This is a genomic window from Bradyrhizobium sp. Kon56 (assembly GCF_055807635.1).
In genome coordinates this window covers 46,586-61,282 of record NZ_JBVVOU010000027.1, presented here as the reverse complement: position 1 = coordinate 61,282, position 14,697 = coordinate 46,586, and the positions used below count along the sequence as shown (strand labels likewise).

15 protein-coding genes are annotated in these 14,697 nt (G+C 64.9%); 6 read left to right on the top strand and 9 right to left on the bottom strand.

Annotated elements, in window-relative coordinates; all coding sequences use genetic code 11:
* Window positions 1-87 precede the first annotated feature (87 nt).
* Genes AC0L3B_RS30930 through AC0L3B_RS30915 form a run of 4 tightly spaced genes read left to right on the top strand, consistent with a single transcriptional unit; the run spans window position 88 to window position 4,354 of the window.
* On the top strand, window positions 88-1,044 hold the full coding sequence (locus AC0L3B_RS30930) for a tripartite tricarboxylate transporter substrate binding protein (protein WP_473381604.1): 957 nt from the start codon (window positions 88-90) through the stop codon (window positions 1,042-1,044).
* Window positions 1,045-1,059: 15 nt separating this feature from the next.
* Window positions 1,060-1,530, top strand: coding sequence for a (2Fe-2S)-binding protein (locus AC0L3B_RS30925; RefSeq protein ID WP_473381596.1), 471 nt, complete (start codon window positions 1,060-1,062; stop codon window positions 1,528-1,530).
* On the top strand, window positions 1,527-3,659 hold the full coding sequence (locus AC0L3B_RS30920) for a xanthine dehydrogenase family protein molybdopterin-binding subunit (protein ID WP_473381595.1): 2,133 nt from the start codon (window positions 1,527-1,529) through the stop codon (window positions 3,657-3,659). The genes AC0L3B_RS30925 and AC0L3B_RS30920 overlap by 4 nt, the downstream gene beginning before the upstream one ends.
* On the top strand, window positions 3,656-4,354 hold the full coding sequence (locus tag AC0L3B_RS30915) for a molybdate ABC transporter substrate-binding protein (protein ID WP_473381594.1): 699 nt from the start codon (window positions 3,656-3,658) through the stop codon (window positions 4,352-4,354). The genes AC0L3B_RS30920 and AC0L3B_RS30915 overlap by 4 nt, the downstream gene beginning before the upstream one ends.
* A gap of 9 nt (window positions 4,355-4,363) precedes the next feature.
* Here AC0L3B_RS30915 and AC0L3B_RS30910 read toward each other — a convergent pair whose 3' ends face one another.
* The 4 genes from AC0L3B_RS30910 to AC0L3B_RS30895 form a co-directional block, all read right to left on the bottom strand.
* On the bottom strand, window positions 4,364-5,170 hold the full coding sequence (locus tag AC0L3B_RS30910) for an SDR family NAD(P)-dependent oxidoreductase (protein ID WP_473381593.1): 807 nt from the start codon (window positions 5,168-5,170) through the stop codon (window positions 4,364-4,366).
* A gap of 23 nt (window positions 5,171-5,193) precedes the next feature.
* Entirely contained in the window at window positions 5,194-6,486 is a 1,293-nt protein-coding gene (locus AC0L3B_RS30905) for a TRAP transporter large permease (RefSeq protein ID WP_247297019.1), read from the bottom strand.
* Complete coding sequence (locus AC0L3B_RS30900; RefSeq protein WP_026232817.1) at window positions 6,477-7,025, bottom strand: TRAP transporter small permease; 549 nt, start codon at window positions 7,023-7,025, stop codon at window positions 6,477-6,479. Before AC0L3B_RS30900 ends, AC0L3B_RS30905 begins: the two co-directional genes overlap by 10 nt.
* Window positions 7,026-7,111: 86 nt before the next feature.
* Window positions 7,112-8,083: a TRAP transporter substrate-binding protein gene (locus AC0L3B_RS30895; protein WP_473381592.1), complete on the bottom strand. Its 972-nt coding sequence runs from the start codon at window positions 8,081-8,083 to the stop codon at window positions 7,112-7,114.
* 323 nt (window positions 8,084-8,406) lie between these two features.
* Between AC0L3B_RS30895 and AC0L3B_RS30890 the strand changes: the two genes are divergently transcribed.
* On the top strand, window positions 8,407-9,183 hold the full coding sequence (locus AC0L3B_RS30890; RefSeq protein WP_473381591.1) for a cyclase family protein: 777 nt from the start codon (window positions 8,407-8,409) through the stop codon (window positions 9,181-9,183).
* Here the strand turns inward: AC0L3B_RS30890 and AC0L3B_RS30885 are convergent.
* Window positions 9,180-9,908: a Crp/Fnr family transcriptional regulator gene (locus AC0L3B_RS30885; protein ID WP_018454810.1), complete on the bottom strand. Its 729-nt coding sequence runs from the start codon at window positions 9,906-9,908 to the stop codon at window positions 9,180-9,182. The two genes, AC0L3B_RS30890 and AC0L3B_RS30885, sit on opposite strands and share 4 nt — an antisense overlap.
* A 497-nt stretch (window positions 9,909-10,405) precedes the next feature.
* The gene (locus AC0L3B_RS30880) at window positions 10,406-11,116 is read right to left on the bottom strand and encodes a helix-turn-helix domain-containing protein (RefSeq protein ID WP_473381590.1); all 711 of its coding nucleotides are present in this window, start codon (window positions 11,114-11,116) and stop codon (window positions 10,406-10,408) included.
* A gap of 148 nt (window positions 11,117-11,264) precedes the next feature.
* Here AC0L3B_RS30880 and AC0L3B_RS30875 point away from each other — a divergent pair, with 148 nt between their 5' ends.
* Window positions 11,265-11,582 (top strand): c-type cytochrome, encoded by a 318-nt coding sequence (locus AC0L3B_RS30875; RefSeq protein WP_204513975.1) that lies wholly within the window; start codon window positions 11,265-11,267, stop codon window positions 11,580-11,582.
* A 6-nt stretch (window positions 11,583-11,588) separates the two neighbouring features.
* Here AC0L3B_RS30875 and AC0L3B_RS30870 read toward each other — a convergent pair whose 3' ends face one another.
* Genes AC0L3B_RS30870 through AC0L3B_RS30860 form a run of 3 tightly spaced genes read right to left on the bottom strand, consistent with a single transcriptional unit; the run spans window position 11,589 to window position 14,602 of the window.
* A complete protein-coding gene (locus tag AC0L3B_RS30870; RefSeq protein WP_085349492.1) occupies window positions 11,589-12,692 on the bottom strand; it encodes an ABC-type transport auxiliary lipoprotein family protein in 1,104 nt (367 codons plus the stop codon).
* A 3-nt stretch (window positions 12,693-12,695) separates the two neighbouring features.
* The gene (locus tag AC0L3B_RS30865) at window positions 12,696-13,463 is read right to left on the bottom strand and encodes an ABC transporter ATP-binding protein (RefSeq protein WP_473381589.1); all 768 of its coding nucleotides are present in this window, start codon (window positions 13,461-13,463) and stop codon (window positions 12,696-12,698) included.
* Between the two features lie 2 nt (window positions 13,464-13,465).
* A complete protein-coding gene (locus AC0L3B_RS30860; RefSeq protein WP_473351748.1) occupies window positions 13,466-14,602 on the bottom strand; it encodes an ABC transporter permease in 1,137 nt (378 codons plus the stop codon).
* Window positions 14,603-14,697: the final 95 nt, after the last annotated feature.

Here is a 14,697-nt window from a genome sequence, read left to right as displayed (position 1 = left end):
AGGCGTCGACAGTCCGCCTCCCCTGCCGCTACAGTGCCAAGCAACAAGAGCGACATCAGGGAGGTGGGTGTGACGGCCCGACAATTGATGCTGGCGCTGGCTGCCGGCCTGCTCAGCGCGTGCTCCACAGCACCGTCCCTGGCGCAGGACTATCCCAACCACGCGGTCCGGATCGTCGTGCCCTTCGGCGCCGGCGGGCCGGCCGATGTCGCGGCCCGGCAGATCGGCAATGCGCTCCAGGAGAGTTTTGGCCAGCCCTTCGTGATCGAAAACCGCACCGGCGCGGGCGGCGTCATCGGCACGGTCGAAGCGGCGAAGTCGCCCGCCGATGGCTACACGCTGTTGATGATGTCCAATACCCAGACCGCGAACGAATCGCTGTTGACGCCGGACAAGCGCAAATACGAGCTGATGCGCGACCTCGCGCCGATCGCACCGGTGAACTCTTCCGATCTCGTCATCGTGGTGAACCCGCAAGTCGCAGCGAAGACGTTGCAGGAGTTCGTCGCCCTCGCCAAATCGCAGCCGGGCAAGTTGAATTACGCCTCCTCCGGCCAGGGCACGCCCTATCACATGGCCGGCGAGCTGTTCAAAGCGATGGCCGGCATCGATCTCGTCCATGTCCCCTACCGCAACAGCGGCGAGGCCCGCAGTGGCGTGATCGGCGGGCAGGTGCAGATGATGATCGATGCGGTGCCGGCAATGGCGCCAAACATCGGCGAGAATCAGGTCCGCGCGCTCGCGACCACCGGCAAGCAGCGCTCAGCCGTGCTGCCGAATGTGCCGACAGCGATCGAGGCGGGTGTCGCAGGCTATGAAGCCACGATCTGGCTCGGCCTGATGGCTCCGGCCGGCACGCCGAAACCCGTGATCGACAAGCTCAATGCCGCCGTGAACGCAATGGTGAAGCGGCCCGACATCGTCAAGCTCTGGACTGCGCAGGGTGCAATGCCCATGTCAATGACGCCGGAGGAATTCGACAAATTCCTGCGCGGCGACATCGAGAAATGGGCGGACGTCGTCAAGAAGTTCGACAAGTCCTGAGGCCGTAGCGCGACAATGCCGACCATTCAATTCCAGCTCAACGGCACGGCGACGGCCGTCGAGACCGATCCGGATCAGACGCTGCTCGATGTGCTGCGCGGCCGGCTCGGCGTCACAAGTCCGCATTTCGGCTGCGGGGCCGGCGAGTGCGGCGCCTGCCATGTCATGGTCGGTGATCGCGCGATGGCCTCCTGCGACATGCCGATGTGGTCGGTCGCCAACAAGGAGGTCGTCACGGTGGAAGGCCTCTGCACCGCGGACCAACCGCATCCGCTGCAACGCGCCTTTATCTCCGAGCAGGCGATGCAATGCGGCTATTGCGTCTCGGGAATCCTGATCAGCGCGGCGGCGCTGCTGAAGCGCAATCCGTCGCCGACGGAGGCGGAGGTGAAAACTGCGCTTGATCGCAATCTGTGCCGCTGCGGATCGCACAACCGCATGGTCCGCGCCGTGCTGCGGGCGGCCGCGGAGATGGCGACATCATGAGTGCGCCGTCCCCTGCCCCGAGACTGCCGGTCAGCCTTTCGGCCACTCCCAAGCTGTCATCCTGGGTGAAGCTCGTCGGCGACGGCGGTGTGGCGATCTCGCCCGGCAAGGTCGAGATCGGCCAGGGCATCGTCACAGCCCTGGCGCAGATCGCAGCCGACGAACTCGACGTCGATATCGGCCGCATCGAGATGATCCGCGCCTCCACGGCGGCAAGCCCGAACGAGGGCGTCACCTCGGGCAGCCTTTCGATCCAGCAGTCCGGCCGCGCGCTGCGCCACGCCTGTGCCGAGGTGCGCCAGCGCTTCCTCGCCGCGGCATCCGAACGTCTCGGTGTCGATGCATCGCTGCTCGAGATCAGTGACGGCACGATCTCGGGCCCCGGCAATGTCAGGACCAGCTATTGGGAGTTGGCCTGCGACGTTTCGCTCGACCACGACGCCAATGCGGGCGCGACAGCGAAGATTGTCGCCAAGCGCACTGTGGCCGGACATTCGGTCCAGCGCGTCGACATTCCGGACAAGGTATTCGCACGGCCGCGCTTTATTCATGACTGTCCGCTGCCGGACCTGCTGCACGGACGCGTGCTGCGGCCGGACATCTCGGGCGCCAGGCTGATTGCGCTCGATGAGACCGCGACGCGAGCCGTTCCCGGCCTCGTCGCGATCGTCCGCGACGGCGGCTTTTCCGGCGTGGTTGCCGACAGCGAGGTAGCGGCGGAAGCCGCGCTGAAAGCCTTGCGCAAGGGGGCGACATGGTCGGCCGGCGAGCCGCTGCCGGATGAAAATGATCTCGCCGGGTTCTTGAAGAGCCAGCCGGTCGAGACCACCGTGATCGATGTCCGGACGACTGCGGCGACACCCAAGCTTGCGCGCACCCTCCGCCGGCAATACATCCGTCCCTACATCGCGCATGCCTCGATCGCTCCATCCTGTGCGATGGCCCGATGGGACGGTGACCGCGTCCACGTGTGGACGCACAGCCAGGGCGTCTACCTGCTGCGGGCCGACCTCGTGATCGTGCTCAAGCTGCCGCCAGAAAACATCGTGGTCGAGCACATGGAAGGCGCGGGCTGCTACGGACACAATGCCGCTGACGATGTCGCGCTGGATGCCGTGCTGCTGGCGAAGGCTGCCGGCGGCCGTCCGGTGCGGGTGCAATGGTCACGCTACGACGAGATGTCCCACGCGCCGTTTGGCGCGGCGATGGCGATCGAGATCGAGGCCGATCTCGACGCGGACAACGAGATCGTCGGTTGGCGCCATGCGATCTGGAGCAACGGCCACGCGGCGCGGCCGGGGCGCGCGGCGCAGCCCGCGCTGCTCGCCGCAACCGAGATCACGAACCCCTACCCGCGGATGATTTCGACCAATCCGCCGGCGGCCAATGGCGGCGGCGGCGACCGCAACTCCGTTCCGCTCTACGACCTCAAGGCCTGGACGGTCACGAGCCACCGGCTGCTGACCATGCCGGTGCGGACCTCGGCGTTGCGGACGCTCGGCGGACAAGGCAATGTGTTCGCGATCGAGTCCCTGCTCGACGAGATCGCCGCACTGCGCGGCGAAGACCCGATCGCGTTCCGCTTGCGCCATCTGCGCGACGAACGCGCGAAGGACGTCATCCGGGCCGCGGCACGACGCGCGCAGTGGAAACCGCAGAAGCAGGCCGGCATCGGTCATGGCGTCGGCTTCGCCCGCTACAAGAACATGGGGGCCTATTGCGCCGCCATTGCGGAGGTCGAAGGCACTGAAGACATCCGCGTCAAGCGGCTGACGCTGGCGGTCGATGTCGGCGAGGCCATCAACCCGGACGGCGTCATCAACCAGATCGAGGGCGGCGCGATCCAGGCGACGAGTTGGGTGCTGAAGGAGCGCGTCCGCTTCGACCGAACGCGCGTCACATCGACGTCCTGGACCGACTATCCGATCCTCACCTTCAGCGAGGTGCCAATGGTGGATGTCGAGATCGTTCAGCGGCCGGAGATCGAGCCCGTCGGCGCCGGCGAGGCCGCCCACGGCCCGGTGACGGCCGCGATCGCAAATGCCGTTTACGATTGCCTCGGCGTGCGCGTGCGCGACCTGCCGATCACCCGCGACAAGATCATTGCAGCCATGGAGCTGGCATCGTGACGACACTGAGCATTTTGAGCGGAGGCGCGGCGCAAGGCCTGGTGCGCGGCCTCAGCGATCCCTTCAAGACGCAGACCGGCTTCGGCATCGACGGCGAGTTCGGCGCGGTCGGCATCATGGCCGACAAGCTGCGCGCGGGGACGGCGGCCGATCTGGTGATCCTGACGCAGGCGCTGCTTGCAAAGCTTGCCGAAGAGACGCTCGTCGTCCCCTCCTCAATCACAAATGTCGGGCGAGTCGAAACGGCGCTGGCGGTCCGCAGCCGCGATCCCAAGGTGACGGTGACGACCGAAACTGACCTGCGCGAGGTGCTGCGAAGCGCCGATGCGATCTACGTCCCGGGCACGAAAGCCTCGACCGCCGGACAGCACGTTGCAAAGGTGTTGGATCAGCTCGGCATCGCCTACGAGGTCGCCTCGCGCCTGAAGATCTTTCCGAACGGCACGACCGCGATGCGGGAGCTTGCGGCATCCAGCGCCAAACATCCGATCGGCTGCACGCAGGCGACCGAGATCATCGCGACCGACGGCATCGCACTGTCAGGAGCGCTGCCGCCGGGCTGCGAGCTCGTGACGATGTACACGGCCGGCGTGACCACGCGGGCCGCACATCCGCAAGAGGCGGCCGCGCTGATCGCGTTGCTGACCGGCGCAGACCGCAAGGATCTGCGCCAGCGCGCCGGCTTTGCCGGCTAGATAACCGCTTTATTTGTGTAACTGGGTGAGGCCGGTCGGCGGCCCGTCGACGGCCGTCCAGCCCCCATCGACGAACAGCGTGCTGCCGCTGACATAGCTCGCGGCGTCCGAGGCGAGATAGGCGACGGCCGTCGCGACCTCGTCGGCGCTGCTCCAGCGGTTGAACACGGTGTGGCCGGCATAGAGATTGTAGATGTCGGGACGCTGCTTGAACGGGCCGGTCAGCGCGGTCTCGGCGATGCTCGGCGCGATCGCATTGACGCGCACGCCGGAGCGTCCAACCTCGGAGGCAAAGCCCTTCACCAGCAGGCCGATGGCCGCCTTGGTCGAGCCGTAGACGCCGAGGCCGGGCTCGATGGTCACCGCCCGTACCGAGGAGCAGGCAATGATGCTGCCGCCCTTCTGCTCGACCATGATGCGGCCGAAGGCCTGGAAGAACCAGACCGTGCCCTTGATGTTGAGGTTGAGGACGCGGTCGAGATCCTCCTCGGTGTAGTCGAGGATGGTCTTGCGGATGTTGAGCCCGGGCGTCGTCACCGCAATGTCGAGCCGCGAAAATTTCTGCATCACGGTCTTGGCCAGCGCATTGACGTCCGCAGCGCTCGCGGCGTCACACCCAGCCGCCTCGGCCCAGCCGCCCTTCTCACGAATGCCGGCGGCAGTTGCTTCGGCGGCGTCAATCGCGCGATCGGCGCAGACGACACGGGCGCCGAGCCCGGCCAGCGCCTCGGCCGACGACTTGCCGATGCCCGAGGCCGCGCCGAGCACCACGGCCGTCTTGCCGGTGAGATCGAAGAGCTTGCGATAGTCAGTCACGGATAGATTCTCCTGTATTGCTGCTATCCCTTGTAGCCCATCAACAGGCGGGGCAGCCACAGCGAGAAGGCGGGGACGTAGGTCACGAACATCAGAGCTGCGATCAGGGCGGCGTAGAACGGCAGGATGGTGCGCATCACCGCGCCCACCGAGATGCCGCCGATGGCGCAGCCCACGAACTGCGTGGTCCCGACCGGCGGGGTGTTCAGCCCGAGCGCGCAGTTGATCAGCATCAGCATGCCGAACTGCACCGGGTCCATGCCCGCCTTCATCGCGATCGGCAGGAAGATGGGCGTGCAGATCAGGATGGTCGCCGCCATGTCCATGAAAGTGCCCAGCACGAACAGGATGACGTTGATGAGCAGGAAGATGACCCAGGGCTGCGTCGAGACCTTGCTCATCATCTCGCCGGCGAAGTCGGCCACCTCGTAAAGTCCCATCAGATACTGGAACATGGTGGAGACGCCGATCAGCAGCAGCACCACGCCCGTGGTCTTCACCGCCTTGGCCGCGGCGCGCAGGAAGTTCGGCAACGTCATGGTACGGTAGATGAAGAACGTCAGCAGGATCGTATAGGTGACCGCGACGGCCGCGGATTCGGTGGCCGTGAACACGCCGGACAGGATGCCCGCCAGGATGATGCCGACGATCAGAAGGCCGGGCAGAGCGGCTGCGAGCGAGCGAAAAACCGCGGGCCAGCCCGGGAACTTGCCGGCCGGATAGCCTCGCTTCACCGCGACCGCGTAAGCGGCGACCAGCATGCACACCATCAGCACCAGGGCCGGCAGGAGCCCGGCGGCGATCAGCGCGCCGATCGAGACCTTGCCGCCGGCGGCGAGCGCATAGATGATCATGTTGTGGCTGGTCGGCATCAGCGCTCCGACCAGCGAGGCATGGGTGGTGACGTTGACGGCGTAGTCGGTGTCGAAACCTTCCTTCTTCATCATGGGGATCATCACCGCCCCCATCGCCGACACGTCGGCCACGGGCGAGCCGGACACGCCGCCGAACAGCGTGCAGGCGACCACGTTCGACATGCCAAGCCCGCCGCGGATGTGTCCGACGAGATTCTTGGCGAGCTGCACGATCTTGTCGGCGACGCCGCCATGCAGCATCAGCTCACCGCTGAAGACGAAGAACGGGATGGCGAGGAAGGAGAAGATGTTCATCCCCGACATCATCTGCTGGAAGATGACGGCGACCGGCAGGCCTTCGTAGAGAATGGTGCAAATCGCCGAGAGGCCGATCGCGAACGCGACCGGGACGCCGAGGACCAGGAAGCCGAAGAAAGTGGCGCCGAGGATGATCAGTTCCATGAGGGGACGACCTCTTCGCCGCGCAGGAGAGCGATGATGTGCTCGATTGAAAAGGAGACGATCAGGACGCCGGAGGCGATCAGCGGCACGTAGCGGATGACTTCGGGCAGCCCGAGATTGGGGATCTTCACGGTTCCGACCGACGCTCCGAGGATCCAGCCGTTATAGGCCATCGCGACGCCGAAGCCGGCGACCAGGACGTGGATGACAAGCTCGATCTTCTCCCGCGCGCGATCCGGCAGCATCACCAGCAAACTGTCCATGCCGATATGCCCGGCATCGCGCACGCCGACGGCGGCGCCGATCAACGTGACATACAGGATCAGAACCAACGCAAGGTTCTCCGTCCAGGTCGGGCTGGAATTGAGCACGTAACGTCCGAACACCTGGTAGAAGACGATGGTGACGATGACGAGCAGCCCGGTCACCGACAGGTACATCCCTAGCCGAGCGACCGGAGCATTGATCCGGGACAGCAAGCCGGTGGACGGGCGTCCGGCTACGTCCAGTTCGTGGTCTGCGACGTGAGGGTCTGTCATCCAAGTCTCCTTGCAAGTCTCCTTGCGCGCGTCCAATGCGTCGGTCCGGCGTCGCCAGTCGGCAACGCCGGACCGACGCTATGGCCTTACTTCGTGTCCTGGATACGCTTGACGAGGCTCTTCAGCTTCTCGTCACCCGCGAACTTGTCGTACACCGGCTTCATCGCGTCGACGAATTCCGCCTTGTTGGCGATCGTCACGACCTGAACGCCGGCCGCTTCGACCGTCTTGCGGGAGGCCTGCTCGCGTTCGTCCCAGAGCTTGCGCATGACGGGCACCGATTCCTTGGCCGCCTTGCGGACCATCGCCTGGTCCTCCTTGCTCAGCGTGTCCCAGACCGTCTTGGACATCACGAGAACTTCGGGCGCCAGGGAGTGCTCGGTGACGTTGTAGAACTTGGCGGCCTCGAAGTGGCGCGAGGACTCGTAAGAGGGCCAGTTGTTCTCGGCAGCGTCCACCAGACCGGTCTTGAGAGCGGTATAGACCTCGCCATAGGGCATCGGGGTCGGATTGGCCCCGAGGCTCTGGATCATGCCGACCCACAGGTCAGATTGCTGGACGCGAATCTTCAGACCCTTGACGTCCGCGAGCGACTTGATCGGTACCTTGACGGTGTAAATGGACCGGGCGCCGCTGTCGTAATAGGCAAGGCCGATCAGGCCTGCGGGCGCCATAGCCGCCAGGATCTCGTCGCCGATCGGGCCGTCAAGGACAGTGCGCATGTGCTGCGTGTCCCGGAAGATGAAGGGCAGGCACAACGCGATGGTTTCCGGCACGAAGTTGTTCAAGGGCGATGCGTTGATCCGCATCATATCGAGGGCGCCGATCTTGAGCTGCTCGATGGTGTCCTTCTCGGAGCCCAGCGCACCGTTGGGGAACACCTTCACGCCGAGCTTGCCGCCGCTCGCCGCGGCGAGCTGCTTGCCCATGAACTTGACGGCCTCGACGGTTGGATAATCGGCGGGATGGATGTCGGCGGAACGGAAATCGCGTGCGGTCGCCAAGGGGGCTGAGACCGCCAGCAGAGCGGCTGCGATGACGCCGGTGAGTATCTTCATCTGGGCTTCCTCCTGAGGTGATTATATCGTTGGGCAGATGCTGCGGGCCGCCTTGGGTCGCTCCACTTCCGGTGTGAAGTCAAGCGCCATCGTCGTCCCTAGGGCGCGCGGCATTCTCTGTCCAAGCCAAATCCGGCATCGATCAATGCTAGAGTTGCATCGATGGATGAGACCGGCTTTGGGCAGACAGCCGGCTCCTCGTCCAGTTTTTCCGAAATCATCTGTCGTCTGACGCTGCAAGCGTTCATGCGCGTTGCTTGACGCCGCCGGTGCGGCCCCCTCAAGATGCTGCGAAGCAAAACGGACCATCCCGAGGAATGCCTATGCCGCGGAAGCTGATCGACATCTCCGTGCCGCTCAGAAACGACGTGACGGCGGATCCGCCGGGCAATCACCCGACGATCCAGTACATCGATCACCAGCAGGGCCTGCCGCGGATGCTGCAGTTCTTCGACGGCCTCACGGCACAGGACCTGCCGGACGGCCAGGGCTGGGCCGTCGAGCAGGTCTCGCTGTCGACCCACAACGGCACGCATCTCGACGCGCCCTGGCACTTCCATCCAACCATGAATCGCGGCGAGCGGTCATGGACGATCGACGAGGTCCCGCTGGAATGGTGCTTTCAGCCCGGCGTGAAGCTCGACTTCCGGCATCTGCCCGACGGCTATGTGGCGAGCGCCGACGACGTCGAGAAGGAGTTGAGGCGGATCGGGCATGCGCTGTCGCCGCTGGAGATCGTCGTCGTCAACACCGGTGCCGGCGCCAGGTTCGGCCAAGCCGACTATGTCAGCTCAGGCTGCGGCATGGGCTACGAGGCCACCATGTATCTGCTCGAACGCGGCGTGCGGCTGACCGGCACCGACGGCTGGAGCTGGGACGCACCGTTCGTCCACACCGCGAAGAAATATGCCGAAACGAAAGATGCCGGCCTGATCTGGGAGGGCCACAAGGCGGGGCGGCACATCGGCTATTGCCACCTCGAGAAGCTGCACAATCTCGACCAGCTGCCTTCGACCGGGTTCACCGTCTCGTGCTTTCCGGTGAAGATCGAGCGGGCCTCCGCGGGCTGGACCCGCGCCGTCGCGATCATCAACAGCTAGCTGTCGAGCCCGCTCTCGGCGAGTTCGCGCAAGGCATTAATGTCGAGCACGACGATGGCGCCGTGCTCGAGGCGAACCCAGTTGCGGCCCGCCCAGGCGCGCAATTGCTTGTTGATGCTCTCGCGCGTCATGCCCACCATCTCGCTGATCTCCTGCTGCGTGATGGCGAGCGTGCCACTGCCGGAGTCGAACTTGCGCTCTTCGGTGAGGCCGAGCAGCGCGCTCGCAAGCCGGCCCGGCAGATTTTGCAGGATCACCTGCTCGACCTGCTGACTGGTCCAGCGCAGTCGCGCGCAGAGCAGCTCGATGAATTTCATCGCGAGCGCCGGCTGGCTCTTCACGAACGGCAGGAAGTCCCGGCGATCGATGATGTAGAGCTCGCAATTGGTGTTGGCGGTCGCATCGGCCGACCTGGGGGCGCCGTCGAGCACCGCGATCTCGCCGAAGATCTCTCCGGGACCGATCAGATTGAGAATGGCGTTACGGCCGTCGGGCGACGAAGAGGAAATCTTCACCGTCCCTGTGATCACCGCGAACAGATTGTTGCCGGGATCGCCCTTGGCGGCGATCGTCGCGCCGCGCTTCACCGTGGTGTGCTTGGCGTAACGGCAGAGCTGATCCAGCGCCTCCGGCTCCAGATCCGCAAAGATCGGGTGCTTGCGCAGGACCGATAATTTATTCCCCGCCGCTTGTCGGGGGTCGTCGCCGGTCTTGTCCTGAGGCACGCCATTGGGCTCCTAAGACTGCGAGGCACTGGGGTCCCTGCGTAGTCAGTGTAGCCCAGTTTTTCAACCGGAAAGCATGCGCCCTATCTGAGGCAAACGCGGCGAAAATGCCGCGGTCAGGCCTAAAGCCGGCAGCCGAAGGATGAGCCAATGCGTCCCAGTCGATGCAGAGTTGCAAGTGCCGCACGCCACCTTGCGTTGAGGCGCGGCCAACCGTCCCGAACTCGCACGGCATAGCCCGCCCCGCGGGCGCCGCAAGATGGGACGGTGATCTCAGAAGCTTCGACGCTTGACGTCCGACTCGGGCCGGCCTGCACTGGTTTGCCGGTCTGCCCAGGCCAGAGCCCCGGCGAATGTGACAAAGATTGCCACGACAATGGTGCTCATAAGCAACGCGTCAGCCGGCATGATGCCCTCCGCTGTGGTTTCAGGCATTATCCGGGGCAGGCGGCCGAATGCATTGATCCCGATCAAAATCGAGCAGCGCTGCGTCGGAATCAGGCTGCGGCCAAGGCCTCGACCTTCGCCGGATCGAGCAGGCTGATCCCGCCATGAATGATCTCGATCACGCCGTGGCGCTCCAGCTTGGTGAAGGTGCGGCTGACGGTCTCGATGGTCAGACCGAGGTAGTCGGCGATGTCCTGGCGGCTCATTGGAAGCGGAACCGTGTCCAACGCCCGCTTCAGCGAGACCAGCCGCTCGCGCCAGCCGAGCAGAAAGGGCGCAACCTTTTCGTCCGCCGAACGGCGGCCGAGCAGGACCATGTGGTCCCGAGCCTGGCTCAGCTCGCGAATCGCCAGCTCGTTGATCCGCCTGAGGAGATGCGGCCCATCCTCGATGAAACGGCCGAAGGGTGACTTCGCGAACTGGCATACGGTCACCGCGCCGATCGCATCGGCCGAAAAATTGTGCCTGCCCGAAATATTCATCCCCAGGAAATCGCCGGGCAAGGCAAAGCCCACGATCTGCCGGCGGCCATCGGGCAGCAGCTTATACAGCCGCATGACGCCCTCAAGAAGATTGTAGAACGAGGTCGTGATGTCCTCCTCGGAGAACACAGTCTCGCCTGAGGAAAAATGGACGCGCCGACCGAGATGCTCGAATTCCCGAAGCTCGACCGCATCCAGCGACGAGCAAACCGCTGATGCGCGGACGGCGCAATCGCTGCAGAGCTGCCAGTTCGGCTCAATCGTGCCCACGGGCTTCATCGACCCCTCCAAGCGCCGGCTGCCCATCAGGCCCATTCCGCCGCGCAGCTGCATTTTACTGCAGTGCGCCAAAGCCGGTTGACCCAGATCAATTTTGGAGGGAATCCCCGCCCTATTCTTCTCCCAGGCGTAGATGGGGTCGCTTTACATGCTGCAAGGAATGCTGCGTCACGGCTTGATCGGGTCGCTTCTGATCACGCCTGCCCTGGCGGCCCCGACGGCCGAACAACGCGGCAAGGCCTTTGCGCGAGCCAATTGCGCGCGCTGCCACGCGATCGACCGTGCGTCGAACAGTCCGCTCAAGATCGCACCGCCGCTGCGGACCCTGCACCAGCGCTATCCCATCGAGAGCCTTGGGGAGGCGCTGGCCGAGGGCATCAACACCGGCCACGCCGACATGCCGGCCTTCGAGCTCAGTCCGGACCAGATCCACGATCTCCTGTCCTACCTCAAGACCTTGGAATAGCCGCCCTCACACCGCCTGCACCGTCCAGCCGATCAGCTCCTTCGCGATGCGCGTGAAGGCCACACCGAACGCTGCGACCGCTATGGCGGGCTCGACCTTGTCGAGCTTTTCGCTGGTCTCGAGGAGACGCGAGGCGATCACCTTGCCGTTCTTGTCGACGATCCGCGCCGACAGCCCGATTTCGACCCGCGTCTCCCCCTCGGTGGCAATGCGGAAGCGCCTGATGTCGATCAGCAGCTGATAGTCCGCCTGCCCGAGATCGGCCGTGCGCAACGGCGCGTGGGCGATGTCGTAGTTCTCGAAACTGTCGATCAGACGCGCCTGTATCAGCTTGGGAATGCTGTCGGCCCAGAGGAAGTCCGCAAAGCCCGGATTATCGCCGCCCGGCGCGAACAGCATGCGCTGGGTCTGGAGCATGGCGACCGCTGTCGGCTCGGGGATGGCCAGTGACGCCGAGAGCGTCTTGCCGCCCGGACCGAGGTTCTGCGGCGTGCGCAGATCATAGGTGACTTTCTGCGCCGGCGTTCCGCCGCCGGTCATCTTCTCCAGGCCCGCCAAAATGCCGTCGATCTTGCCGGTGTTGCGCGCAAGCCCGTCGGAGAAGGTCTTGAGATTGGCGATGGTGTCCTTCAGCGGGCCCGAATTGTCCTCCAGCACGGTGTCGACCCGCCGCAGTGCATCGCGCGCGGCCTGCGTCATGCTCTGGCCCGCACCGGCCTCGGCAATCAAGGTCTGGGGCTCGCCGGATTTAGTGACGATGACGCCTCCCTCAAGCGTCACCACCGGCACGCCGGTCAGCCCCTGGAAATCGAGCCCGACCCTGCTGTCGGCACGCACCGGCGTGGTTGAAGCAACCGAGATCGTCGCATTGACAAAGCGTGGATTGTCCGGCGCAAGCCCGAGCTGGGTGACCTCGCCGACGCGGATGCCGTTGAACAGCACGCCGGCGCCGACCAGAAGACCGGGCACCGGGCCCTGGAATTGCACGTGATAGCTGGTGCGCGGCCCGATCCCGCCGGTGTTGTTCAGCCAATAGACGAAGCCGAACACCGCGAGGATCGCCGCCAGGACAAAACTGCCGATCAGCACGTAGGGAGCGCGGGTTTCCATGTCTCATCTCATCTCGTGTTGCAGCATCTGCGAGCGCTTGCCGTGGAAATAGGCGCGCACCCAGGGATGCTCGGATTGCAGCAGTTCGCGCATCGGACCGACCGCCATGATCTTGCCGTCGGCGAGAGCGGCGACCCGATCGCAGACCGTGGTCAGGCTCGCCAGATCATGGGTGACCATGAACACGGTGAGGCCGAGGGTCTTTTGCAGGGTCCCGATCAGCGCATCGAAATCACCCGCCGCGATCGGATCGAGGCCTGAGGTCGGCTCGTCCAGGAACAGGATCGGCGGATCGAGCGCGAGCGCGCGCGCCAGCGCCACGCGCTTGGTCATGCCGCCGGATAGCTCCGCCGGAGATTTATCGGCATCCTGGGGCCGCAGCCCGACCATTTCGAGCTTGGCGATCGCGATCTCGTCCATCAGCTCCTGCGACAGGACGAGATTTTCACGGAGCGGAAACTGGATGTTCTGCCGGACCGTCAGCGAGGAGAACAGCGCGCCCTGCTGGAACAGGATGCCCCAGGTCGTGGCCGCACCTTCGGTGCGGCCGCCGATTGGCCGTCCCGTAACCTCGATGGTCCCGCCTTGGCGCGGGATGAGGCCGATGATGGTTCGCATCAGCACCGACTTGCCGCCACCGGACGCCCCCACGAGCCCGAGGATCTCACCCCGGCGCACGTCGAGCGACAGATGATCGAGCACGGTCTGTCGGCCGAAGCCGACCACGAGGTCGCGGACGCGGATCGCGAACTGCTCTTGCGATTCGCCCATGATCACATTCCGATCGAGGCGAAGAAGATCGCGAACAGGCCGTCGAGCACGATCACCAGGAAGATCGACTTGACCACCGACGTCGTGGTCTGTCGTCCCAGCGATTCGGCGCTACCCTTCACGCGCAAGCCCTCGCTGCAGGCGACTACTCCGATCACCAGCGCCATGAACGGCGCCTTCAGGATGCCCACCTCGAAATGGGTGACCGAGATCGCCTCGTGCAGCCGCGCGATGTAGATCGCCGGCGCCATACCGCCGTAGAACTGCGCGACCAGGCCGCCGCCATAGAGTGCGGCAATCGATCCGATGAAAGCAAGGATCGGCAGCGCAATCACCAGGGCCGCAACCCGCGGCAGAATCAGGACGTGGACGGGATCGAGGCCCATGGTCGAGAGCGCATCGATCTCCTCGCGCATCTTCATCGAGCCGAGCTCGGCAGTGTAGGCGCTTCCCGAGCGGCCGGCGACCATGATGGCGACGATCAACACGCCAAGCTCGCGCAGCACCAGGATGCCGACCATGTCGACAGTGTAGGACTCCGCGCCGAACCTGCGGAAATGGAAGAATCCCTGCTGGGCGATGATGGCGCCGATCAGGAAGGTGATCAACACGACGATGGGGATGGCCTGCCAGCCGATGCGGTAGAGCTGATAGATCAGCGATGTCAGCCGCAGCGAGCGCGGCCGGCGCAGCACGCCGATCACGGCCATGAACAACGCGCCCAGCATTTGGAGAAAGATCGTGATGTCTTCGCGCGCGCCGACCGCGGACTTGCCTAGATCGTTCAGCCTGAGCACAATCGGGTTGGGTGCGGGCGCCGGCAGCGGCGTGTGGCGGTTGACCTGACGCACCTCCTCCATCAGGCCACTGAAATGGTCGGCGACACCGACAAATTCGGCCGGTCGACCGGATGATGAGGCCCTGCGCGATAGCTTTTCCAGGACCCAGGCGCCGAGCGTGTCGAGCGCACTGACGCCCGACAAGTCCAGCGTCACGGCTCTGGATCGATCGACGTCCGCCCCGACCGACCGGGACAACGTCTCCAGCATCGACACGTTCGCGGCAATCCACGGCCCTTCCGGGCACAATTTCAGCTCTTCGCCGGAGGGCCTCGCCAGCAACAGCGGTTCGGAGTTCACGATTCCACCTCATCGGGACAACCGGGGCCCGTTCAGCCGGCAGTTCTAGGCTAGCATGGGGCGGCCGGCTTGACCTGTCTCAAGGCCAGCTGTAG

Bases quoted from the DNA above. Each gene is read 5' to 3' on its own strand.
- AC0L3B_RS30930 (WP_473381604.1), top strand. From the start codon at position 88: ATGCTGGCGCTGGCTGCCGGCCTGCTCAGCGCGTGCTCCACAGCACCG.
- AC0L3B_RS30925 (WP_473381596.1), top strand. From the start codon at position 1,060: ATGCCGACCATTCAATTCCAGCTCAACGGCACGGCGACGGCCGTCGAG.
- AC0L3B_RS30920 (WP_473381595.1), top strand. From the start codon at position 1,527: ATGAGTGCGCCGTCCCCTGCCCCGAGACTGCCGGTCAGCCTTTCGGCC.
- AC0L3B_RS30905 (WP_247297019.1), bottom strand. From the start codon at position 6,486: ATGGAACTGATCATCCTCGGCGCCACTTTCTTCGGCTTCCTGGTCCTC.
- AC0L3B_RS30900 (WP_026232817.1), bottom strand. From the start codon at position 7,025: ATGACAGACCCTCACGTCGCAGACCACGAACTGGACGTAGCCGGACGC.
- AC0L3B_RS30895 (WP_473381592.1), bottom strand. From the start codon at position 8,083: ATGAAGATACTCACCGGCGTCATCGCAGCCGCTCTGCTGGCGGTCTCA.
- AC0L3B_RS30890 (WP_473381591.1), top strand. From the start codon at position 8,407: ATGCCGCGGAAGCTGATCGACATCTCCGTGCCGCTCAGAAACGACGTG.
- AC0L3B_RS30880 (WP_473381590.1), bottom strand. From the start codon at position 11,116: ATGAAGCCCGTGGGCACGATTGAGCCGAACTGGCAGCTCTGCAGCGAT.
- AC0L3B_RS30875 (WP_204513975.1), top strand. From the start codon at position 11,265: ATGCTGCAAGGAATGCTGCGTCACGGCTTGATCGGGTCGCTTCTGATC.
- AC0L3B_RS30870 (WP_085349492.1), bottom strand. From the start codon at position 12,692: ATGGAAACCCGCGCTCCCTACGTGCTGATCGGCAGTTTTGTCCTGGCG.
- AC0L3B_RS30865 (WP_473381589.1), bottom strand. From the start codon at position 13,463: ATGGGCGAATCGCAAGAGCAGTTCGCGATCCGCGTCCGCGACCTCGTG.